This window comes from [Flexibacter] sp. ATCC 35208, assembly GCF_001975825.1.
Taxonomy (GTDB): domain Bacteria; phylum Bacteroidota; class Bacteroidia; order Chitinophagales; family Chitinophagaceae; genus Chitinophaga.
Window position 1 is genome coordinate 301,947 of the sequence record NZ_MTKN01000001.1, and the last position, 21,160, is coordinate 323,106.

Genomic DNA, 21,160 nt, shown 5'->3' on the forward strand with positions numbered 1-21,160 from the left:
TAAGTAAAATGCTAAAAGTCATGTACGGGGCCATTTTTTATTTTTTTTGAAAAAAGAGATTATGATTATAAAGTCTGCAGAATATCTGATTAGTAATGTTGAGTGGGATAAGTGCCCGACTCCGAATCTGCCGGAGTATGCTTTTATTGGCAGGTCGAATGTGGGTAAGTCCTCATTGATCAATATGTTAGCGAACAATGAGAAGTTGGCAAAGACTTCCGGAACGCCAGGGAAGACGCAGTTGATTAATCATTTTGTGATTAATAAGGATTGGTATCTGGTGGATTTGCCAGGATATGGGTTTGCGAAAGTGAGCCAGTCTCAGCGGAGAAGTTGGGAGAAGATGATTGAGAATTATTTGAGGAAGCGGCAGAATCTGGTGAATGTATTTGTGTTGATTGACAGCAGGCATACGCCGCAGCAGCTGGATTTGGATTTTGTAAATCAGTTGGGGGAGTGGCAGATTCCTTTTAACCTGGTGTTTACGAAGGCGGATAAGAGTACGCAGGCGGAGACGAGTAAGAATGTGAAGGCGTTTTTGAATAAGTTGAGGGAGAGTTGGGAGTTTTTGCCGGCGAATTTTGTGACGAGTACGGTGAAGAAGATGGGGAGGGATAAGATATTGGAGTTTATTGATGAGATGAATATGCAGTTTAGGGCGATTGCGTAAACTGGGTGTAGGTCGGGAGAGAGATGGTGGGCTATGTGGATGAATATGCAGTTTAGGATGATTGCGTAAACTGGGTGTAGGTTGGGGAGAGATGGTGGGCTATGTGGATGAATATGCAGTTTAGGATGATTGTGTAAACTGGGTGTAGTTTAGGATGATTGAAGGAGGGGAGTGCGCCTGACCTAAATAGATAAAATAAACATACAGTTCAGGTAATTACCCAAACTGTATACAATATTATTTAATTAAAGGGGCGCTGTTACAGTGCTCCTTTATTTTTTACACGAACATAAGTGGCTTTAATCCCATCAGCTATATGAACTGCTGATAGGTATAGCGTATCAGCAGAGGTGCAAAAGGTGCAGCTGTAAATTCTTGGATTCCATGGGTCTTTGTCAGAGACCAGGTAAGGAAGACGGTCGGCTTTAAAAGCCATCAGGAAAGACTCCCGGTTCACGAGGGTGTCGTGACGGTAAGTGAGCATAGTATTGCCATTGAAGGTAATGGTATTGAGAGCGCTACTATCTACCAGGCTAAGATGCTTGCCGGAGACGGTTTGTATCAGTCGCCAGCTACCCTGAAGTTTGCTGGATGGATTGTCTGCAAGGTTCTCTTTTTTGCAGGCAAAGGTTGCTAATATCGCTACTAGTGTGACAGTGACAGAAATGGGTCTCATTTTGATCCCTTTATTTTATTGTAGGTTAGGTAACGATATAAGTTACGAAGAATTTTTGAAAAATGAGAAGATGAAGGTGTCTTCGTCTTCGGATGTGCAGGAGGAGAATAATACGATTGTGAGTAAAATAGGTAAGATAAAGTGAATGGATGTGGGTTTTAATGTTGGTAAAACGTGAGGGGGAGATTGGTTACAGAGGATGGCCCACTTTAACATAACTTTTGGGAGGAGGAGGGAGTGTTTTTTTGAATTTTATGGGGGATAAAGTCCCTGGATGTGTGAGTACACATCCTAAAACAATGAAAGCGATGTGAACTACGTTTGTCAGTTGACTACCTTATCGGCACAGCAACTGCTGGCAAACGCGTCTGGCTTGGCTTTGAAGGCGAACCCCATACCCAGTATATAACCCATGGCTTCGCGTAAAGCGAGGTTACTTTTAAACTGGGGGTTGGTGTTGATGTCTGCATGTACTTCCATGTCTACGTCATATTTAGTAAACATGTCACAGAGTTCGTAGGCGATTTCGATGCTTTTGGCTACTTCTATGAGCATCCGCTCTTTGATAGAGTAGACGTCGCGGGTTTTTTCATTGTGAATGAACATAAAACCTCCATGTCCTTCACGCAGAAAAACGATAACTGTAGCGAATTCTGTATCAGCGCCTTTGACCTGGGAGTCGGTACCGATACATACTTTTAGGTGAAAGCCTTTTGCGGTTTCGCGGATGATAGCCTCGCGGACTTCTTCCTTAATTGGCAATTGGATTTGTTCGCCGTTGAATCTTCTCCATTTCATGATTATATATGATTAGAGTGAAAAGGCGGTGTTGATGTAGTTAAGGCCAGTCGATGATTTAGTGCCGGGCTGATGGGGATATTAGGATAACCGAATATACAACTTATTTGGGTAGGTTGAGTATGGTGTATATGTGAAAGAGGGGGACTGCGAAAGCAATCCCCCTCTTTTTATGAAAAAAGCAATCAATATTGTCCGGTACTGAGGAGTACCAATGTACAAGCTTCTAATGTATCAATTCCTTTATCTTCCGCCATTTTCGCTAATTCGTCATTTTCTGTACCGGGATTGAAGATGATGCGTTTGGGATGCAGATTCATGATATAATCATAGTATTCCTTTTGATTTCCTGGGTTCATATACAGGGTGACTGTATCCACATCTTCCTGCGAAGCGTGGTCGGTAACAATGGGAATACTTCCAATCTGAGCAGCCCTTTTACCAATAGCTACCACAGGATGCCCATTGGCCGTCAATCTATTCACAGCCAGGAAACTATATCTGTCAGGATTAGGTGATGCACCCAATACCACTGTTTTTTTCTTGTCGCTCATATTTACATAATATCAAACTTTACACCAGATCATTAATAGAAGAGGTGATACCGTCTTCTTGGCAGACTATGTATAATGTTTTCCATGGCGGGTTTCAGGTGGGGATACTGAAATGTAAAGCCAGCCTGAGTGGCGCGGGTAGGCAGCACCCATCTGCTTTTCAGGAGTAATTCTGTTTCTGTGCCAATGAGACAGGCGCCGATTTTCAGCATCCAGGTGGGAGCGGGCAGACCGAACAGGTGGCCGGCGGCTTTGCGTAATGTGCGCATGAATTCACGGTTAGTGGTGGGATGTGGAGCACAGCAATTGAAGGTACCTTCGAGGGTTGGGTTTTCGTAAATCCATTCCATCATGCGGGCTACATCTGTGAGGTGTACCCAGCTGAAACGCTGTTGGCCACTGCCCTGGTAACCACCCAGGCCAAATTTGACCAGGTTCAGGTAGGGGAAAATTACGCCTCCTTCGGCACCGATGGTCACGGCGATGCGTAATACAGCTTTGCGCACACCTGCAGGTACGGTGGCTTCGTTGAAACCTGCTTCCCATTTTTTGCAGACCTGCACAGAGAAGTCGTTTTCTATTTCGCCATTGAATTCATCCATGGGATGATCTTCTGCATGGCGGTAGATGGTGGCAGAAGCGGCGTTGATCCAGACTTTAGGGGGATTGGGGATGGAACGAAAGGCGGCGGCTATTACGTCGGTAGCGTTGGTACGACTGTCGAAGATGGCTTGTTTATTTTCGGGTGTGTAGCGGCAGTTGACAGATTTGCCGGTGAGATTGATGAGTAGGTCGGCATTTTCGAAGTGGTGTACCCAGTTGCCAAGGGATTTTCCATCCCAGGCGGCATAGGTGACACGGTCATGGTCAGGGAGAGGGTGGCGGGTGAGGATGATGATGTCGTTGTCATGACCGAAGTAGTGAGTCAGGCCTGTGCCGATGAAGCCAGTGCCGCCAGCGATGATGATCTTTTTGTTTTTCATGTTCTGAACTTTCAGTAATTATTGAAACATATTTTGAAAAAAGAAGGCGGAGGGCCGCCTTTGATTAGTTGAGATACCTGGAAAGCGGGTGATAAAAGCTTTCAGGCAAATGGTTTGGAAGATCTTTTCAGACTGATGGAATTGAAGAACTTTCAGGCAAATGGTTTGAAAGGTCTTTTCAGACTGAAGATCTCAACAAACGTTCTCTATTAATTATTTAAATAGCTTAATCAGTGTAGAATAAAACCAATTTTCATCTGCTTTTACAAATAAACTCAGGGTTTTATCTGTCTGATGAGCGAATTTGTTTATTTCAGCAATAGAATTTTTGAAAGATTGTACGTGCTTGTCTTTTGGATCTCCTTCAACTTCCTGGAGTTGATCCAGGGTTTTGAGGATGGGTTCCAGTTCTCGTCGTTTTCTTTCCCTGGCTATTTCCTTAGCGACTTTGTAGATGTCTTTTTCGGCAGTGAAATATTCTTTTCTTTCGCCGGGAACGAGGACACGGTCTACGATACCCCAGTTGATGAGCTCACGCACATTCATATTGGTATTACCACGGGAAATGTTCAGCTCTGCCATGATTTCGTCTGCACTCAGTGGATCAGGCATGATCATTAGCAAAGCATGAATCTGGGCCATGGTCCGGTTGATTCCCCATTGTGCTCCGAGTGAACCCCATGTCTGGATGAATTGTGCTTTTGCTTCCGGTAATTTCATTGCTTCCTTATTGATAGTATAAAGGTATATTATGTTTTTGAACTTTCAAGAGTTTGTGAAAATTAATTGATGATTAGGTACGGGAATGGAGGGCGATGCGGTTGCCGTCGGTATCGTAGATGATGGCGAAGAAGCCTGGGAGGGGGATGTCGGAGATAGGGCGTTTGTCGAGTTCGATTTTGCCACCGGCGGCTTCGACGCGGTCGAGAATAGGGGTAAGGTCTTCGCCGGCGTTGAGGTAAATCAGTGCTCCGCGCTGGCTGGGGAGGTATTCCATGCCATGGACGAGTGCGCCGCCTGCGCCAGTAGAGGGGTCGAAGGGGAAGAAGGCCATTTTTTTGAATCCGGAAGTTTGTTCGGGAAGGTCGCAGCCAAGGATCTGGCTGTAGAATTTCTTTGCTCTGTCGAAGTCGTGGACAGGGATTTCGAACCAGTTTAATGCATTCCTGAGAGGTTCCATTGCGACTGGATTTAGTATAAATATAAATAAAACATTCATGAAAAAGGGAATTCACCAACGGGGAATGAAAACCATTTTCAAAAAAAAAGCGGCTTCCTGCAGGAAGCCGCTTTTCAAAATTATATCTTATTAGTCTACACCAGCATTGTAACCGGGTTTTCCAAGTAACCTTTCAGTGTTGCCAGGAACTTCGCACCTACAGATCCATCTACACTACGGTGATCACAGCTCAGGGTCAGTTTCATGATATTAACAGCCTTAAACTGTCCTTTTTCAGATACTACTGTTTCCTTGATACCACCAACAGCCAGGATTGCAGAATCCGGAGGATTGATGATTGCAGTGAATTCATCGATACCCATCATACCCAGGTTAGAGATAGTGAAGGTATTACCAGTGAAGTCCTGTGGTTGGAGTTTCTTGTTCTTAGCCTTGTCGTACAGCCCTTTAGCATCAGCTGCGATCTGGCTCAGAGATTTCTGATCAGCGAAGCGGATAACCGGTACGATCAGACCATCTTCGATCGCTACAGCGGAACCGATGTGTATGTGGTGGTTCTGGCGGATGAAATCACCCATCCAGCTGCTATTCACATCAGGATGCTGACGCAGGGCCAGGGCAGCTGCTTTGATCACCATATCATTGAAGGAGATCTTAACAGGAGATACCTCGTTAATTGCTTTACGGGCATCCATTGCCTTGTCCATATTTACATCTACTTTCAGGTAGAAGTGAGGAGCAGAGAATTTGCTTTCGCTCAGGCGTTTAGCGATAATTTTACGCATCTGAGTAAGCTGAATATCTGTGTAACCTTCCTGACCGGCAGGTGCAAAAGCAGGCGCTGTTTTCGCAGCAGCAGCAGCAGGTGCAGAAGCGGTGGTGGTAGCAGCAGGTGCAGCAGATGGAACGAATCCGTCCACATCTTTCTTCACGATTCTACCGTTATCGCCGGAACCAGGTACTTTATTGATATCGATACCTTTTTCCTGAGCCAGTTTCTTAGCCAGCGGAGATGCTTTCACACGACCGTTAGCGTCAGCAGCAGCTTCAGGAGTTGCTGTCGGAGCTACATTTGCAGCAGGAGCAGCAGTTTGAGCGGCAGGAGCAGAAGCGGCAGCAGCTGGTTTAGCACCACCCTGACCTTCAGCGGCCAGGATAGCTTCCACATTTGTACCTTTCTTACCTACGATAGCGATGATACCATTTACTTTGGCAGCATCACCTTCTTTTACGCCTACATATAATAATTCACCGTCAGCGTAACCAATTACTTCCATGGTTGCCTTGTCGGTTTCCACTTCAGCCAGTACGTCATCGCTTTTCACGGTTTCGCCTACTTTCTTATTCCAGGCAACGATTTTACCTTCTGTCATCGTATCGCTCAGGAGCGGCATACGGATTACAGTTGCATTTTTCAGAGCCTCTGCAGCAGCTGCATTATCAGCAGCAGGAGCTGGTGCCGGAGCTTCCTGTTGTGCAGGTGCAGGTGCGGCAGCCGGAGCTGGCGCTGGAGCACCACCACCCAGTAAAGACTGGAAGTCTTCACCCGGTTTACCAACAATAGCTATTACTTCATTTACTTTAGCAGCCTTTCCCTTCTCTACACCTATATATAATAACGTACCCTCTACATATCCCATCACTTCCATGGTGGCCTTATCAGTTTCCACCTCAGCAATTACATCGTCTGCTTTTACGGTATCGCCTACCTTTTTATGCCATTCCGCGATCACCCCTTCTGTCATCGTGTCACTCAAAAGGGGCATTCTGATAACTTCTGCCATAGTATTTTTCCAAATTTTGCTCAAACCTACAAAAGAATTGCGAATTGTGAAAGTCGTATTCGTGATCTTCTGCTGATTATAAACAGTATTAAAAATCGAGTTCCAAATTTAGTTTGTCTTTCAACTCTTTCACAAGTGGATATTTTTCTACCATCTTCGCAAATTTCTCACGGCTGGATAAAGGCGCAGGGCCAATATCCGCAGTTTGCTGTGATTCGTCGAGATGTAATGTCAGTACTAGCCCGTTGTTTCGGAACTTCTCTTTGAAGAAAGCCGAGATGGACAATTTTTCTTCTTCCATGAAGCGGAATTGGACAATATTTCTGCTGGTAATTCCGATCTCTTCAGCTCCGTTCATGGAGATTGCAGCCAGTTGTAAGTTGCTTACGACTGTCATTTTGTTAGCCTGACGGAAACGGTCGATAAATTCTTCCCAGTATACATGCAGGGCACCCAGGGTCATCGGAATGATTTCCTGTTTGGTCTCAGTGGATTGCGATGCAGCGAAGGCCTGCTTCATGGCTGCCAGACCTGTTAACTTTGGCACATTGGCCGCTGGTTGGGCAGGTTTGGAAGTTGCTTGTCCGGAAGAGGTCTGCGCAGGTGTTGCATGTCCGGGAGCTGTTTGAGTATTTGCTGCTTGTCCGGAAGCTGCTTGAGAATAAGTAGTCTGTCCGGAGGGTGTCTGAGAATTCGTTTGTCCGGAAGCGGTCTGAGAATACGCAGCCTGTCCTGAAGCAGTTTGAGAGTTCGTTTGTCCGGGAGCTGTTTGAGAATACCCAGTTTGCCCTGAGGCAGTTTGAGAATGCGGCTGTCCGGAACTCGTCTGAGAAGAATTATATGAAGTATTCTGTGTTGGTGTATTTTCTATAGTAAGCTTTGGCTCATTGGCAGCGATTGATGCACTTGTAGCCGGCTGGCCTGCTTTGGCAGGTGTGGCTTGTGCGATCGGTGCCCGGAGCTTTTGCGGTGCAGAACCGTCAGCTACCAGTTTTTTTTTTACTACCTCACCGGTTTGGTCATCGCTGACTAAGTTCACAGCCTGTTGCAGGAAACAAAGTTTGATCAGCGCCATTTCCACATGAAGCCGTTTGTTGCGCGCCATGCGGTAGTTGATTTCCGTTTCGTTCAGCAGGTGGAGGGCGGTGATCAGGTAAGATGGACTCAGTTTGCCGGATAACTGGCGGTAGCGGTCTTTCAGGTTACCACTTACTTCTACCAGGTGGAGGACTTTGTCTTCCTTGCACAACAGGAGGTTGCGGAGGAATTCGGCCCAGCCATTGAGGAAGTTGTCTCCTTCGAAACCTTTCTGAAGGATTTCGTCAAAGATGAGGAGGGCAGCAGCTACGTCCTGTTGCAGTACTCCATCCATGAGTTTGAAGAAATAATCATAGTCAAGGATGTTGAGGTGTTCCAGGGTATTCTGGTAGGTAAGCTTTCCGCCGGTGAAGGAGACGATTTTATCCAGGGTACTGAGCGAGTCACGCATACAGCCATCGGTCTTTTGCGCTACGAGGTGCAGGGCATCTCCTTCGGCCTGAATGTGTTCTTTCTGACAGATTTCCTGTAAGTGATCCACGGTATCCTGAATGGTGATGCGCTTGAAATCGAAGATCTGGCATCGGCTCAGGATAGTGGGGAGGATTTTATGTTTTTCGGTGGTAGCCAGTATGAATATTGCATAGGAGGGGGGTTCTTCCAGCGTTTTCAGGAATGCGTTGAACGCGGAGGAACTGAGCATGTGTACCTCATCTATGATATAGATTTTATATTTACCCGCTTGAGGAGCAAAGCGTACCTGTTCTACAAGGGTACGGATGTCATCTACTGAGTTGTTGGAGGCGGCATCTAATTCATGGATGTTGAAAGAGCTACCTTCGTTGAATGAAACGCAGGAGTGACATTGGTTGCAGGCTTCGCCATCGGGTTGGAGATTTTCGCAGTTGATGGTTTTTGCCAGGATACGGGCACAGGTGGTTTTTCCCACACCGCGTGGACCGCAGAACAAAAAGGCATGCGCAAGTTGGTTGTTGCGGATGGCGTTTTTGAGTGTGGTGGTAATGTGGGATTGTCCTACTACTGTAGAAAAGTTCTGTGGTCTGTATTTACGGGCAGAAACGATAAAATTCTCCATATTCAAAGGCTATTCACGAAGGCCGAAAGTACAGAAAATTCAGGAGAAATGGTGAAAAGAGGGATGGGGGATATAATTACAACACCGCTTCTAACCACGCCTTTTTCATCAGGATGATGCAATTATTATATTGATCCATCACTGTAGTACTAATTTCATGCAGATTTGTAATCTCCTCCATAATTGGCTCATTCCCCTTAACATAATTGTAATTGTACCTGAGGAAATGACTGATCTTTTCCTGCAAAGCACCTTCCCAACCCGTTGTTACTTCCGGAATTTGTTTCAGGCGGAGGAGGATCTTCTTTAATAAAGCTCCTTCATCAATCAGGCTATCAAAATATGGTTGGGCACTTACTACCGTCAGACCCTGTTCACTGAATAGTGAGCTGACATTATGAAGGATCCTTGCGACAATATCATTTAGTTGCCAGCAGGTAGCCTGGTGTTCCAGTAATGTGTGATATTGTTCCTGTATTTTTTGTGCATAGGCAGGATCTTTCTGAAAAATGATGGTATAATGGTATTTTATCGCCTGTGTATCATGGGCCAGTAGCCATTCTGTATCCTGCCGGATACTGGATTGCAGTTTAGCACGTACTTTGCCGGCAGCAGTAACCGGATATTGTTTGCCTTCAAATTCAAAATACCTCGTTTTAATTTGTCCCTGCTGTATTGCATGCAAGGTATCGGCATCCTGCATATCCCTGAAATAAGCGCGCAAACGCTGGACTTTGTTTTCTGAGTATAAAGTGGAAACGGAGAGTGTCGCCATCTGTTCATCTGACAAGGGGGTAATATTCCCCTCAGGCAAAATTGGCAATGGGCGGTTGTCATAATACTCATTGAAAATCGCCGGCATTGAGTAATCTTTGATTCGGGTGGCTGTATCTGCGATGAAGTTTTCTACCGGATAGGGTGCATATTCAGCGGATGGCTGAATAAAAGATTGACTGAGTAAGGAGGACATATGCTCCTGTAGCTCTTCTGCATGTTGAAAAAGGTGCCATGCACTTTCTCCTTTGATGGTTTTGCTGATATTCGCTGCCATGTAACGTTGTTCCCGTTCTTCGCGGGAAGGATGAGTGGCCCATTGATCGGGTAATTGTACCCTGCTTAGCAGGAATGAACTAAAGTAATTATCTGTCACCAGTGGTAACTGGTGTGCATCCAGTGCTATTTCGTGTTGGGTGGCATATAGCCGGATCAATGATCTGTGTACTTCATAAATATTTCCAAAGCGACGTTGCTGCCGTGCCATTTCAGGAAGTTGCAGCAAACAATGCTCATAAAAGAACCCACTTATTTCCAGCCTGCGCATGGCGGAAATGGCTGCATCTGTACCAGCTACTGTCAGTGCTACTGCATCTGCATGAAATTCCATTTCTCTTCTCAGGCGCATGTACTGTTTGTTGACAATACTGTACATGAGTCGTAATGCTTTTTGTATATCGCTTACGATGCGGAGATTGATGTGGGCCAGAAGTGCAAATACGATCCACCTGCTGGAAATCCAGCTCATGGTTTTGTGCCAGCTCTGGTTTTCGTAGAGCATGTTGTAGATCATCCTGTTTACGGTGTACACATAGCTGGCGAGTTTCATACTACGCTGTGAAAAATGACCGAATTCGTGTGCGATGGCCATGCTGAATTCACTTACGTTCAGACTGTTTACAAGTCCTAAACCTATTTCCAGTTTTTTGCCAACAGGCCAGAACATGTTCATGAATTTTACCGGATAAATGACTGCGGCATTTACACCGGGGGCGAGGTACACTTTTTTAGGGAAGCGGGTTTTGGTCGATCGAGCAATTTGTTGGAGGCAGTCGAAAAGTGCCGGCTGTTCTTTGCGTGTGATGGGAATGCGGAGTGAAAGGTCCTGGTGCTGGCGGGTAAAGAGGAACTTGATCAGGAACAACACCTGCATAATACCCATGAAAATTATTCCTAGTCCTGCGATGAACATGAATACAGATAAGATGGTGATGGGGTGGAGCGGGGCGAACATGATAAGACTGACGCCTGCCCAGAGAAAAATGGCGGCGAGTATACCTGCATAGATGAGCAGAAGACCATAGGTGATGAAGAATAGCAGGATGCTTCCCATCATTTTGAGAACCTGCAATCTGAATGATCCTGCAGGCGGGACGGTCGTGGTGTTTTCGGAACTGGCCGAAAAGAAGCTGGACATAGTTACAAGCAAGTTAGCATTATGATTGCTGAATAAATATAACTCTATTTTGATAAGTAGAGATGGGGAATGAGAGAATTTGAGAAAAGCAGCATGGAAGATTTTTCTTTTTTGGCTGGCACTCTCAGCAATGAATTGGCCATAAATAAATAAATCGCTACCTTAATATCAGCTAAAGCACCACAGAACGGACCATAATTATCATGTAGCAAGCAATCATTTTAATATTTCAATTTCTTATGATGTCGCGGATGGTCGCACCCAGGTTGACCTCATGTATTGTACCCCTTTTGGTGCAATCACCCGATAGCATTATTGTCATAGCACTATTATTTCTATTAATAGCCAGTGGAGCTATTGTCATGATCTATCGCCTGCGGATGCAATTAAACAAAGCACAATCTGCCTTGTCTGATTCTATGAAAGGCAAGCTGGATATGATTACAAATTTCAACAGGGAAATACGCACGCCACTCAATGCTGTCATCGGCATGAGTGAACAGCTTTCTCATACCCTACTGGATAAGGAACAACGTGAACTCATGTATTCTATTGAACATGCTACAGGTAAGCTGTTGCGCATCATGAACAATGCACAGGAAGTATATAACCTGACAAATGGTGAGGTACAATTGAATTCACACCCTTTTGAAGTATACGCTGCCTTTCATGCAGTGACTGAAGAAAAACGAAAAGCTGCTTTGGAAAAAGGATTATACTTTGATGCTCTTTATGAAGGCGATCAATACCTGCGTGTACAGGGTGATGAACAACGTCTGAAACAGGTGATACTACACCTGGTTGAAAACGCTATCAGATATACTACGCTGGGAGGTATACAGGTTATACTGCGTGTGTCAAAAACTGCTGAAGATAAAGTGTTGGTAAGAGCAGAGGTTAAAGATACTGGTATGGGTATTCCTATAAACATGCTTCCTCATCTATTCGGATTTTATAGTTTAGCACGTCCTCCGCAAATGGCGTCGGTGAGTGGAACGGGATTAGGCTTAGCTATTATTCAGCGTATTCTGCACCTGCATGGAACAAATATAAAAGTTGAAAGTACGCCAGGCAAAGGCAGCACTTTTGCATTTGAAATTTTATACCAGCTATCGGATGCCCAGATGACTTTGATTACGCGCAGGGAGCTGGAGGATATGACCGGCAGCTTTATGGAAGGCAGGAATATTCTGGTGGCGGATGATCAGGAGATGAATTTGTTATTACTTACACATATTCTAAGCCGTTGGAAATGTAATTTTGATAAGGCTGCGAATGGTATTGAGGCATATGAATTATTCTCTTTGCACGATTATGATCTGGTGCTGCTGGATGTACAGATGCCGGGGATGACAGGGGTGGAAGTCGTGAAGAAAATCAGGGAGGATAGGGATGTGGCGAAAGCCAGCGTGCCAGTGCTGGCTATTACTGCTGATATTACGATTACGGAGAATAGCCGGTATAGAGATTTAGGATTTAATGATTGTATGTTGAAGCCTTTCAGGGAAAGGGATATTTACAACACTATTATCAGACATTTACCTCCAGCGGGTGTAAAGGTATTATAACCAGGGGCTGACTGTGGCTTATTTACAAGACCACTCTTTTTAGTTTGCATATGGCTTCCTATAGAGAATAATACAAGAATTTGCAGCTTGCATAGCAATGTCTGCTAAGAGAAGATTGTTTTTATAGGTAAAATAAAAGCTGGCCTAAAAAGACCAGCCTAAAAGTTTTATTTACTTTTTTTTCTCGGGGCTTGTTTTTCAACATAGAGGTCAGCCCCGTATGTTAACTCAGTAGTGGGTGACGTTTGAATTCTTTAGTTCTGTCAAAAAGATAACGGTAAGTCGTTAACCTACGGGTGATGGTTGTTCCCAATCCTTCTGCCATATTGATCATTTTAGGATTGAAGTCGCCAATCCATTGCATCTCATACTTTTCATATTTCAGCTTGTGCTGGATAATAGCGCCACCTTCCAGGACCAGGTAAGCATCCGCACCTGTTCCCTGAAATTCAGGTATTATACCAAATAAGATCCCTGTAAATGTTTTGGTACCCCGGGTCATTTTCAACCAGAGGAGTTTGAGTATCTGTAAAGGACCAAATTTACCATTCAAGTGTTTGAAATACTCATTCAGGGAAGGCAGATTCAACCAGGCGCCGATAGGTTCGTCGTTGTGATAAATGAACCATATGATTTTTTCATCCATCACAGGTTTCATCTGTTTAAACAACTTCAAGGCTTGCTGGAAGCCCATCTCCTTATTACCACCGTGGCCTGCCCAGGCTTTATTATACACATACACAAAGTCCTTTACATACTTTTCCATCCGGTTCTTTTTGAGATGGCTGGAAGAGAATGCAGGATCGGCTGCCATAGCGGCGTGGCGGTTATAAAACTTTTCCTGCACCTGCTCTTTTACATCCCGACCATAGCAATGCTGGTGGAAGAATGGCAGGAAACCATAATTTTCCATCAGCTGCTTATAGTATGGCGGATTGAAGTTCATGGCATATAACGGCTCGTGGAAGCCTTCTACCAGTAATCCCCACCAGTTGTTTCTTTCACCAAAGTTGATAGGGCCATCCATTGCTTCCATCCCTCTTTCTTTCAGCCAGTCACGGGCATGGTCAAAGAGGATGTTGGTAGCTTCCTGATCATTGATCACATCAAAGAAGCCTACACCACCTGTTGGTTGGGTATCTCCTTTGTTCTTATATTTCTTATTAACAAAAGCGGCGATACGGCCTATCAGTTTGCCATTATCATCCTTCAGCACCCAGCGGATCAACTCTCCGTGACGGAATGCCTTGTTCTTTTTCGTATCAAACACCGCGTTGATATCCTTATCCAGGGGGCGAACCCATCCGGGAATATCTTTATTCAGCAGCACGTGAACGTCTAAAAACTGCTTTGCTGTGTGTTTATCATTTACAATCACCAGTTCCATAGGGGAGATTTAGAGGTGCAAAAGTAACGATTGGTAAATATATATCGGCTTCTAAGAATTGGCAGGGCTAACATTTATTTTTCAAAAGATCAAATATAGCGTGAGGAAAGGGGGACTGGGATTTTGAGAGGAGGGAAGATTTGGTATGTGTTTAAGGAGTAGGGGGAAACTTATACTTTGAGAAGAGGTGAGATCTGGTATATGTGTAAGGAATAGGTGAGACTCGTATTTGGGGAAGAGATCAGGTATGCATTTAAGGAATAGGGGATATTTATACTTTGAGAAGAGGTGAGATCTGGTATGTGTGTAAAGATTAGTTGATACAGGTATTTTGAGAAGAGGGAAAAGATCAGGTATGCACTTAAGGAGTAGAAAGTAATTGATTAGGACTGATAATAGGGAGGATCAGGCCTTTGAGCAATGTACCTTGTGTTTTGTCAAAGATGATGCCTCTGGCGGTGGAGTAAGCAATGCCAGCGAGAGTAATACCCAGGTCGCCATCGGCAACGACTATTTTCTTTTCTTCATCGAATTCGACTAATTCTTCCAGGTTATCAACATGAAAAACAAATTCGTGTGTATAGCCTGCAGAGATGCCATTGAACTGATCGGCATCATCTAACCCCTGGATGCTTATTTCCAGAAATAACCTGACGATTTTATATTCTTTTTGGTATTGGGAGTCGATTTTAAAATTGTAGTTGTAACTGGAAGAAGTGGTTTCGTTTTCCAATCCGATGTTAGCTTTGAGGGTGGTGATTTCTATGAGGTATAATTCACTGGCATCATTTTTTCAGATAAGTCCGTTATGAAACGGAATGTAGGATATATTATCATCATCATTTTTCTCGGTATTTTTCTCGTAATGAGTTATTCCCGGCAGCAGCAACGGGTAAAGAAGATATTGGCAGAGAATGAACGGTTAAATAATGAGAATCGTCATTTAAGACAGTCATTAGACATGAGCAGTAATACTGCGCAACAGATTGCGGACAGGGCTGAGGTGAGGGAGCGGCAGAATAGTCAGGGGCAGTTTGTAGATCCAAGGATTTATTATAGAAAGAACTGGAAGCAGTTTATTGCTGTAACGAATAGTGATTACAGAACTGGTTTTCTGGGAGGGATAAAGGATCTGGATGTTATTGTGAAGAACCAGACGGAGTTTGTGGTTGATAATGTAGTGGTGTCAGTAGATTATCAGAGAGGAAATGGAGATGTATTTAAAACAGAACAGTATACTATCAGTGATATAGGTGCGAAGGGGACGAAGTCGGTGAGAGCGGCGGATAGCAGGAAGGGGCAGAAGGTAGTCATTAAGTTAGTGAGTATTACGAGTCAGTCTATGAATTTTTGCTGGGCTGTGAATAAAGTAGTAGATCCTGTTAACCCGGATCCTTTTAAATGCACGCAGGATAAGTGATTATTTATTTAGGTAGATAATAGGTAAATATCCCTTTTAAAGGTAGCAGGATAAGTGATTATTTATTTAGATCATAAGCAAGCACCTTTTAAATGCACGCCTGATAAGTGATTATCTTTGGGACATGTTATCGTTCCAGTACACAAAAATTATTTCACCTGAAGTGATTGCATTGTATGAGGCAGCCTTTCCTGAGGAGGAGCGGCGGCCTTTGCCTGCGCAACAGCGGTTGCTGGTGGAGGGGGCTTTGCAGTTGCTGAAGGTGATGGAGGGGGGGAGGTTTGTAGGGTTTGTGTTTTGTTGGGGATTGACGGATTTCACGTTTATAGAGCATTTTGCGATCGATCCTGCTATGAGAGGGCAGGGGACAGGTACGAAGGTCATCACCTTATTATTTGAGCGATTTGGAAGGTTAGTATTAGAAACAGAGTTGCCACATACCCTTGATGCGCAACGGCGAATCCGGTTCTATGAAGCGCTGGGGTTTGGTGCATTTTCCACACCTTATTTACAGCCTCCTTACAGGGAAGGTTGGGAACCATTACAATTGATCTTAATGCAGAAAGGTATGTTCCTTGAGGAACATACCTTTTCAAAAGTCAGCAATGAAATATATCGGGAGGTTTATGGTCTCTGATAATTAAAGGCTGGCAATATTACCTTTCAGTTCTGCGTGGTGCAGTACGGGAAGGTTGGGATTGCGGCTGTTGCTGTTGTTGCTGTTGTTGTACCCGTTGCTGCTGCTGTGGCTGTACTCTTTGCTGCTGTTGCTGCTGCTGGGTACGTTGTTGCTGTTGCTGTTGCTGTTGTTGAACTCTCTGCTGTTGTTCCTGTTGCGCTCTTTGTTGCTGTTGTTGTTGCTGGATACGCTGTTGTTGGTCCTGTTGAGTCCTTTGCTGTTGCTGATTTTGCTGTACCCTTTGCTGATTTTGCTGCTGCTGAACACGTTGTTGCTGCTGTTGTTGACGAACACGTTCCTGTTGCTGTTGTTGCGCCTGTTGCTGTTGCTGATTACGTTGCTGGTCATTTACCTGCGTGCGCGTACCGGTATTGGGCGTAGACGTTGAAGGCGTGGTACGATCAGGCCTGTTAGAATTGTTATTCCTGTCAAGGCCCCTGTCAGAATTGCGATTGTCGTTCCGGTCATTGTTAATGTTGTTTGTGTTATTATTATTGTTTCTATTATCGACCCTGTTAGGGACGTTGTTATTGTTATTATCATTCCTGTTAGGGAGGTTATTATTATTGTTATTATTTCCCCTGTTAGGAACGGTATTATTCCTGTTATCGACCCTGTTAGGGACGTTATTATTATTCGGACTGTTAGGTCTATCGAAGTTATTCCTGTTATTACCATTCCCGCCGGAGAAGTTCCGGTTCTGCTGACCCTGACGTAAGTCATTTGGGTTAGGGCGATACACACGTACCTGGTCATTGCCTATTGAACCACGACCTGGACGATCACTGTTTTCCACACGCATTGGACGAATGTTTGTCCTGGTGTAGCGTTCCACATCTCTGGTGGCAGGGCCACGGTAGTAGGTGCGGTTATTAATAATAGTGGTATTATTAATTATGGTAGTACGGTTAAAAATTTCTACTCTATTATTATGAGGTACATAATACCGGCTTACATAAGCATTGGTAATGTACTGGCAGGGTACGAATGACCAGTAAGAAACGGGAATATTCACACTCACGCCGATGCTCATACCAGGACCTAAAGGTGCCCAGCCATAATAATCGGTACTGTTTCTCCAACTCACCCATGCTGGTCCCCATTCGTAGCCTGGGATCCAGAGCCAACCATAATAGTCGTCATATGTCCAGCGACCGTAGTGGAAAGGTGCCCATCCCCAATCGTAATCAGACATCCAGGTCCAACCATAGTCAGTGTATACCCAGTGACCATTGGTAGAGTAGGGTTGGAAATCAGGTCCGGCATTTGGAATCCAGCAGTCTCCGTAACCTCCATAGTTGACCCAGCGGCCATAAGGGCTAAGGGCATCGTAGAAGCCGCCATCGGAAACCTGAAAGTCTTGTGGAGGGCGGGCAGCTACACAGGACATACCGGGGAGTGCAGCAAAGGAGGCTGCTATAGCTATTGTGAAAATATATCGTTTAATGTTTTTCATATATGTAATCTTTTTGGCGGCTGATTACTTTAATGTATAGGATTTAGTTCTACAGCAGTAAAGGAATCAATTGAAATTTAATAGTTTACGAATGAGTAGTGTATAACAGTTGATCAAGTGTTATTGCTGGCTTAGGCTGGCCTGCTGCATTCATATTCGGATGTTCGCGGTGTCAGAATTTAGCTTGGTTAAATAAAATCAAATCCTGTGCCGGATTACTTAAATGCTGAGCTGTAGCGGGTTTTAATGGTTTTGTGGAGCTGATTTTAGCATAATGCTAACATTTGTATGATTATGTATGTGGATAAGAATGATGACAATCATGCATGACAAATGGCCGGGACCTGTTATTTTTACACCTGAGAATGCATCATAATTATGTCTAACATAATTAGCGCAAAGCCACGTTTAAAAGGGAATTTCGGCGGAATATCCACGGTATTTTGAATTTCCCCTATTAACTGTTACCTTTGCGGCAAAATTAACAAACCGCTCATTTTAAGCATTTATAAACCTCTTAAAAATATGCCTAACACAGGTAAGATCAAGCAAATTATCGGTCCAGTGGTGGACGTCCACTTCGACGGGAAGCTACCCGAAATCTACAATGCACTGGAAATTACCCGCGAAAATGGTCAGAAGGTAGTGCTGGAAGTTCAGCAGCACCTTGGCGAAGATAGCGTTCGTTGCGTTGCAATGGACTCTACAGACGGTTTCGTAAGGGGAATGGTGGTAACAGACAAGGGTGCTCCTATTAAAATGCCGGTGGGCGATGGTATTAAGGGTCGCTTGTTCAACGTGGTAGGTGAGGCTATTGACGGTCTGGGTGATATTGATACTACAAATGGTTATCCTATTCACCGTAAGCCTCCTCGTTTCGAGGATCTGGCTACAGATACAGAAGTATTATTTACCGGTATCAAAGTAATTGACCTGATCGAACCATATGCAAAAGGTGGTAAGATTGGATTGTTCGGTGGTGCTGGTGTAGGTAAAACAGTATTGATCCAGGAGCTGATCAACAACATTGCGAAAGGTTACGAAGGTTTGTCTGTGTTTGCAGGTGTGGGTGAGCGTACCCGTGAAGGTAATGACCTGATGCGTGAAATGATCGAAGCTGGTATCGTTAAATATGGTGAGAAATTTGTTGAATCCATGGAACATGGTGGATGGGATCTGGCAGCTGTTGATAAAGAACAACTGAAAGAATCTCAGGCTACATTTATCTTTGGTCAGATGAATGAACCTCCTGGTGCCCGTGCACGTGTTGCATTGTCTGGTCTGACTATTGCAGAATATTTCCGTGATGGAGATGGTACTGCAGGTGGTGGTAAGGATATCCTGTTTTTCGTTGACAACATCTTCCGTTTCACTCAGGCAGGTTCTGAAGTATCCGCGTTGTTAGGCCGTATGCCTTCTGCGGTGGGTTATCAGCCTACACTGGCTACAGAGATGGGTCTGATGCAGGAGCGTATCACTTCAACCAAGAATGGTTCCATCACTTCCGTACAGGCGGTGTATGTACCTGCGGATGACTTGACTGACCCTGCTCCGGCTACAACATTTGCGCACCTGGATGCTACTACGGTATTGGATCGTAAGATCTCTGACCTTGGTATCTATCCTGCGGTGAGCCCACTGGATTCTACATCACGTATTCTTTCTCCTACTATCGTAGGTGAAGCACACTACAACTGTGCACAGCGTGTGAAGATGATTCTGCAACGTTATAAAGAACTGCAGGATATCATCGCGATTCTTGGTATGGATGAATTGAGCGACGAAGATAAACTCACAGTAAGCCGTGCACGTCGTGTACAGCGTTTCCTGTCACAGCCTTTCCACGTAGCAGAACAGTTTACTGGTCTGAAAGGTGTACTGGTTCCGATCGAAGAAACTATCAAAGGTTTCAACATGATCATGGATGGAGAAGTTGATGAGTATCCGGAAGCAGCATTCAACCTGGTAGGTAACATCGAAGCAGCTATCGAGAAAGGTAAGAAACTGCTGGAAGCAGCTAAGAACTAATTCATTTATCACCCTTAACTTTTAATATGTTATTAGAAGTATTAACACCTGAAAAAAAACTGTACTCTGGCGAAGTGTATGGCGTACAGTTGCCAGGGATAGACGGCTCTTTTGAAGTGCTGAATAATCACGCGCCGTTGATTGCCGCATTGGGCAAGGGCAGAATGAAAGTGCTGAAAGATAAGTCACAGAATGAATTCTATAACATAGAAGGTGGTTTTGTGGAAGTACTAAGGAATAAAGCGACTGTGCTTGTAGAAGGTGCAGCAGCAATATAACTGAAATAGCGAATAGCTATAAATGAAATAGGCCGGGTAGGATTACCCGGCCTTCGTTTTGTCCTAACTATTCCAATCTAATTAATAATTACCCTGTTTAAGGAGCGCAGTAGGATTACTGGCCAGGGCGTCTTACAATCAGGACCCACGCCGCGCAGGATACAAGTATCCTACAGCCGCAATTGGGCCTGTTCCTATGAAAATGAATATCTTATATTATGTAATGATTTTTTTAATTGTATAACTGTCACATTTATCACAAACCCCTGACCGGAAGTAGAGGGTAAGTGATTATATTTTAGTTGTTTCAATTATAGTCCAGGAAGGCATACGTAACATGTGTATCGGTTTGTCCTTCATAGGTGTTTATACTTCGGTTTAGTTCACATTTTTCCAATCATAATACTGATAAACAGGGTCACCAACAATAGATTGCTCTGACTATATTACTATTTTGCTCAAGCAAGATATTTGATTTTTTTTAAATATCCTCGTGCTGAGTGGTCGCTGGGGGATACTAAAATCCAGCCAACAACGTTAGTCGTTGGAACTGAGTCTTTAGGCTTGTAAATATTTTTTTCTTTTTTTTCCACAATAAGCTATTTACAGCTCATCAGTGGCATACGGTGCAGTATACACGTTACTAATTTAATAATGGATCTATGGGGAAGTTGGCCATGATGGCAAAGTTACTGCCCAGGTTCTTTAAAGCCTGTTTCCAAATGTTTTCATCTTTTTCATCGAAGATGAGGGCTTTACTGCTGGCTGAAAGTATCCAGCTTTTTTCATTTAATTCATTGTCAAGCTGTCCACTACTCCAACCGGAATAGCCGATGAAGAAACGGATCTTATTGATATCGAGTTTGCCTGCATTGATCATGTTCACTACCTTATCAAATTCGCCACCCCAGTATACACCGTTGATGATTTCGAAACCTCCTTTGATGAGTTCTGGTTGTTGGTGAACGAAGTGAATGGTGTCTATCTGCACCGGGCCTCCGTAATAGACAGGGATGTTGGGAATCAATATGTCCGGAACGAGGTCGTGCAGATTTTGATCGAAACGTTTGTTGAGTACAAAGCCAAAACTTCCTTTATTGGATTGGTGCTCGCAGAGTAGTACTACGGTGCGGGCAAAGTTTGGATCTTTAAGGAACGGGTCAGAAATAAGCAATATTCCAGGCGACAAGGTTACCATACACATTCAGTTTTATCACTTACTCAAATTTAACTAATTGAATGCAAGTAGAATAGAATTTATTAGAGATTTCGTTAGAGATTGGAGAAAGTTTAACAAACTTAGGAGGGTTTGAATTGGCCAGCGGCGGCAGGAAAGAGGGCTTATTGTGGGGCTGTGGCCCTGTTGGAAAATTG

19 protein-coding genes are annotated in these 21,160 nt (G+C 44.2%); 6 read left to right on the forward strand and 13 right to left on the reverse strand.

Annotated elements, in window-relative coordinates; all coding sequences use genetic code 11:
- Positions 1 to 61 precede the first annotated feature (61 nt).
- Positions 62 to 670 (forward strand): ribosome biogenesis GTP-binding protein YihA/YsxC, encoded by a 609-nt coding sequence (yihA, locus tag BW716_RS01135; RefSeq protein WP_179090955.1) that lies wholly within the window; start codon positions 62 to 64, stop codon positions 668 to 670.
- Between the two features lie 259 nt (positions 671 to 929).
- Here yihA and BW716_RS01140 read toward each other — a convergent pair whose 3' ends face one another.
- From BW716_RS01140 to BW716_RS01180, 9 genes are all read right to left on the reverse strand, one after another.
- A complete protein-coding gene (locus BW716_RS01140) occupies positions 930 to 1,346 on the reverse strand; it encodes a hypothetical protein (protein WP_083720257.1) in 417 nt (138 codons plus the stop codon).
- A gap of 324 nt (positions 1,347 to 1,670) precedes the next feature.
- Positions 1,671 to 2,144, reverse strand: a complete 474-nt coding sequence (locus BW716_RS01145; protein WP_083720258.1) for a ribonuclease H-like YkuK family protein — start codon at positions 2,142 to 2,144, stop codon at positions 1,671 to 1,673.
- A gap of 185 nt (positions 2,145 to 2,329) precedes the next feature.
- Positions 2,330 to 2,698, reverse strand: a complete 369-nt coding sequence (locus BW716_RS01150; protein WP_083720259.1) for a CoA-binding protein — start codon at positions 2,696 to 2,698, stop codon at positions 2,330 to 2,332.
- A gap of 32 nt (positions 2,699 to 2,730) precedes the next feature.
- Positions 2,731 to 3,681, reverse strand: coding sequence for a TIGR01777 family oxidoreductase (locus BW716_RS01155; RefSeq protein ID WP_083720260.1), 951 nt, complete (start codon positions 3,679 to 3,681; stop codon positions 2,731 to 2,733).
- 213 nt (positions 3,682 to 3,894) lie between these two features.
- Positions 3,895 to 4,401: a GbsR/MarR family transcriptional regulator gene (locus tag BW716_RS01160; protein ID WP_083720261.1), complete on the reverse strand. Its 507-nt coding sequence runs from the start codon at positions 4,399 to 4,401 to the stop codon at positions 3,895 to 3,897.
- Between the two features lie 73 nt (positions 4,402 to 4,474).
- On the reverse strand, positions 4,475 to 4,861 hold the full coding sequence (locus tag BW716_RS01165; RefSeq protein ID WP_083720345.1) for a VOC family protein: 387 nt from the start codon (positions 4,859 to 4,861) through the stop codon (positions 4,475 to 4,477).
- Positions 4,862 to 4,995: 134 nt separating this feature from the next.
- Positions 4,996 to 6,645 carry a pyruvate dehydrogenase complex dihydrolipoamide acetyltransferase gene (locus BW716_RS01170; protein WP_083720262.1) on the reverse strand — a complete coding sequence of 550 codons (1,650 nt, stop codon included), beginning with the start codon at positions 6,643 to 6,645 and terminating at the stop codon, positions 4,996 to 4,998.
- An 88-nt stretch (positions 6,646 to 6,733) separates the two neighbouring features.
- Positions 6,734 to 8,779, reverse strand: a complete 2,046-nt coding sequence (locus tag BW716_RS01175; RefSeq protein WP_083720263.1) for a DNA polymerase III subunit gamma/tau — start codon at positions 8,777 to 8,779, stop codon at positions 6,734 to 6,736.
- A gap of 76 nt (positions 8,780 to 8,855) precedes the next feature.
- Positions 8,856 to 10,970: a M48 family metalloprotease gene (locus tag BW716_RS01180; RefSeq protein ID WP_083720264.1), complete on the reverse strand. Its 2,115-nt coding sequence runs from the start codon at positions 10,968 to 10,970 to the stop codon at positions 8,856 to 8,858.
- Positions 10,971 to 11,350: 380 nt separating this feature from the next.
- On the opposite strand from BW716_RS01180, the gene BW716_RS01185 reads away from it, so the two are divergent.
- A complete protein-coding gene (locus tag BW716_RS01185) occupies positions 11,351 to 12,538 on the forward strand; it encodes an ATP-binding protein (RefSeq protein WP_179090956.1) in 1,188 nt (395 codons plus the stop codon).
- A gap of 223 nt (positions 12,539 to 12,761) precedes the next feature.
- Here the strand turns inward: BW716_RS01185 and BW716_RS01190 are convergent, their stop codons facing one another.
- Complete coding sequence (locus BW716_RS01190; RefSeq protein WP_083720266.1) at positions 12,762 to 13,925, reverse strand: hypothetical protein; 1,164 nt, start codon at positions 13,923 to 13,925, stop codon at positions 12,762 to 12,764.
- 361 nt (positions 13,926 to 14,286) lie between these two features.
- Complete coding sequence (locus BW716_RS01195; RefSeq protein ID WP_083720267.1) at positions 14,287 to 14,658, reverse strand: hypothetical protein; 372 nt, start codon at positions 14,656 to 14,658, stop codon at positions 14,287 to 14,289.
- Positions 14,659 to 14,733: 75 nt separating this feature from the next.
- Between BW716_RS01195 and BW716_RS01200 the strand changes: the two genes are divergently transcribed.
- Both BW716_RS01200 and BW716_RS01205 read left to right on the forward strand, forming a co-directional pair.
- Positions 14,734 to 15,345 (forward strand): hypothetical protein, encoded by a 612-nt coding sequence (locus BW716_RS01200; protein WP_083720268.1) that lies wholly within the window; start codon positions 14,734 to 14,736, stop codon positions 15,343 to 15,345.
- Between the two features lie 124 nt (positions 15,346 to 15,469).
- Complete coding sequence (locus BW716_RS01205) at positions 15,470 to 15,982, forward strand: GNAT family N-acetyltransferase (protein WP_083720269.1); 513 nt, start codon at positions 15,470 to 15,472, stop codon at positions 15,980 to 15,982.
- 19 nt (positions 15,983 to 16,001) lie between these two features.
- Here BW716_RS01205 and BW716_RS36030 read toward each other — a convergent pair whose 3' ends face one another.
- Positions 16,002 to 17,480, reverse strand: a complete 1,479-nt coding sequence (locus BW716_RS36030) for a DUF6600 domain-containing protein (RefSeq protein WP_143708676.1) — start codon at positions 17,478 to 17,480, stop codon at positions 16,002 to 16,004.
- A gap of 525 nt (positions 17,481 to 18,005) precedes the next feature.
- On the opposite strand from BW716_RS36030, the gene atpD reads away from it, so the two are divergent.
- Together atpD and atpC are read left to right on the forward strand one after the other, a co-directional pair.
- Positions 18,006 to 19,508, forward strand: a complete 1,503-nt coding sequence (gene atpD / locus BW716_RS01220; protein WP_083720272.1) for a F0F1 ATP synthase subunit beta — start codon at positions 18,006 to 18,008, stop codon at positions 19,506 to 19,508.
- Positions 19,509 to 19,534: 26 nt separating this feature from the next.
- Positions 19,535 to 19,786: an ATP synthase F1 subunit epsilon gene (atpC, locus tag BW716_RS01225; protein ID WP_083720273.1), complete on the forward strand. Its 252-nt coding sequence runs from the start codon at positions 19,535 to 19,537 to the stop codon at positions 19,784 to 19,786.
- Positions 19,787 to 20,429: 643 nt separating this feature from the next.
- Here atpC and BW716_RS01230 read toward each other — a convergent pair.
- Positions 20,430 to 20,984, reverse strand: coding sequence for a YqgE/AlgH family protein (locus tag BW716_RS01230; RefSeq protein WP_083720274.1), 555 nt, complete (start codon positions 20,982 to 20,984; stop codon positions 20,430 to 20,432).
- Positions 20,985 to 21,160 lie beyond the last annotated feature (176 nt).

Bases quoted from the DNA above. Each gene is read 5' to 3' on its own strand.
- atpC (WP_083720273.1), top strand. From the start codon at position 19,535: ATGTTATTAGAAGTATTAACACCTGAAAAAAAACTGTACTCTGGCGAA.
- BW716_RS01155 (WP_083720260.1), bottom strand. From the start codon at position 3,681: ATGAAAAACAAAAAGATCATCATCGCTGGCGGCACTGGCTTCATCGGC.
- BW716_RS01190 (WP_083720266.1), bottom strand. From the start codon at position 13,925: ATGGAACTGGTGATTGTAAATGATAAACACACAGCAAAGCAGTTTTTA.
- BW716_RS36030 (WP_143708676.1), bottom strand. From the start codon at position 17,480: ATGAAAAACATTAAACGATATATTTTCACAATAGCTATAGCAGCCTCC.
- BW716_RS01185 (WP_179090956.1), top strand. From the start codon at position 11,351: ATGCAATTAAACAAAGCACAATCTGCCTTGTCTGATTCTATGAAAGGC.
- BW716_RS01165 (WP_083720345.1), bottom strand. From the start codon at position 4,861: ATGGAACCTCTCAGGAATGCATTAAACTGGTTCGAAATCCCTGTCCAC.
- BW716_RS01150 (WP_083720259.1), bottom strand. From the start codon at position 2,698: ATGAGCGACAAGAAAAAAACAGTGGTATTGGGTGCATCACCTAATCCT.
- BW716_RS01230 (WP_083720274.1), bottom strand. From the start codon at position 20,984: ATGGTAACCTTGTCGCCTGGAATATTGCTTATTTCTGACCCGTTCCTT.
- BW716_RS01200 (WP_083720268.1), top strand. From the start codon at position 14,734: ATGAAACGGAATGTAGGATATATTATCATCATCATTTTTCTCGGTATT.
- BW716_RS01180 (WP_083720264.1), bottom strand. From the start codon at position 10,970: ATGTCCAGCTTCTTTTCGGCCAGTTCCGAAAACACCACGACCGTCCCG.
- BW716_RS01140 (WP_083720257.1), bottom strand. From the start codon at position 1,346: ATGAGACCCATTTCTGTCACTGTCACACTAGTAGCGATATTAGCAACC.
- BW716_RS01205 (WP_083720269.1), top strand. From the start codon at position 15,470: ATGTTATCGTTCCAGTACACAAAAATTATTTCACCTGAAGTGATTGCA.
- BW716_RS01145 (WP_083720258.1), bottom strand. From the start codon at position 2,144: ATGAAATGGAGAAGATTCAACGGCGAACAAATCCAATTGCCAATTAAG.
- BW716_RS01160 (WP_083720261.1), bottom strand. From the start codon at position 4,401: ATGAAATTACCGGAAGCAAAAGCACAATTCATCCAGACATGGGGTTCA.
- BW716_RS01175 (WP_083720263.1), bottom strand. From the start codon at position 8,779: ATGGAGAATTTTATCGTTTCTGCCCGTAAATACAGACCACAGAACTTT.
- atpD (WP_083720272.1), top strand. From the start codon at position 18,006: ATGCCTAACACAGGTAAGATCAAGCAAATTATCGGTCCAGTGGTGGAC.
- yihA (WP_179090955.1), top strand. From the start codon at position 62: ATGATTATAAAGTCTGCAGAATATCTGATTAGTAATGTTGAGTGGGAT.
- BW716_RS01170 (WP_083720262.1), bottom strand. From the start codon at position 6,645: ATGGCAGAAGTTATCAGAATGCCCCTTTTGAGTGACACGATGACAGAA.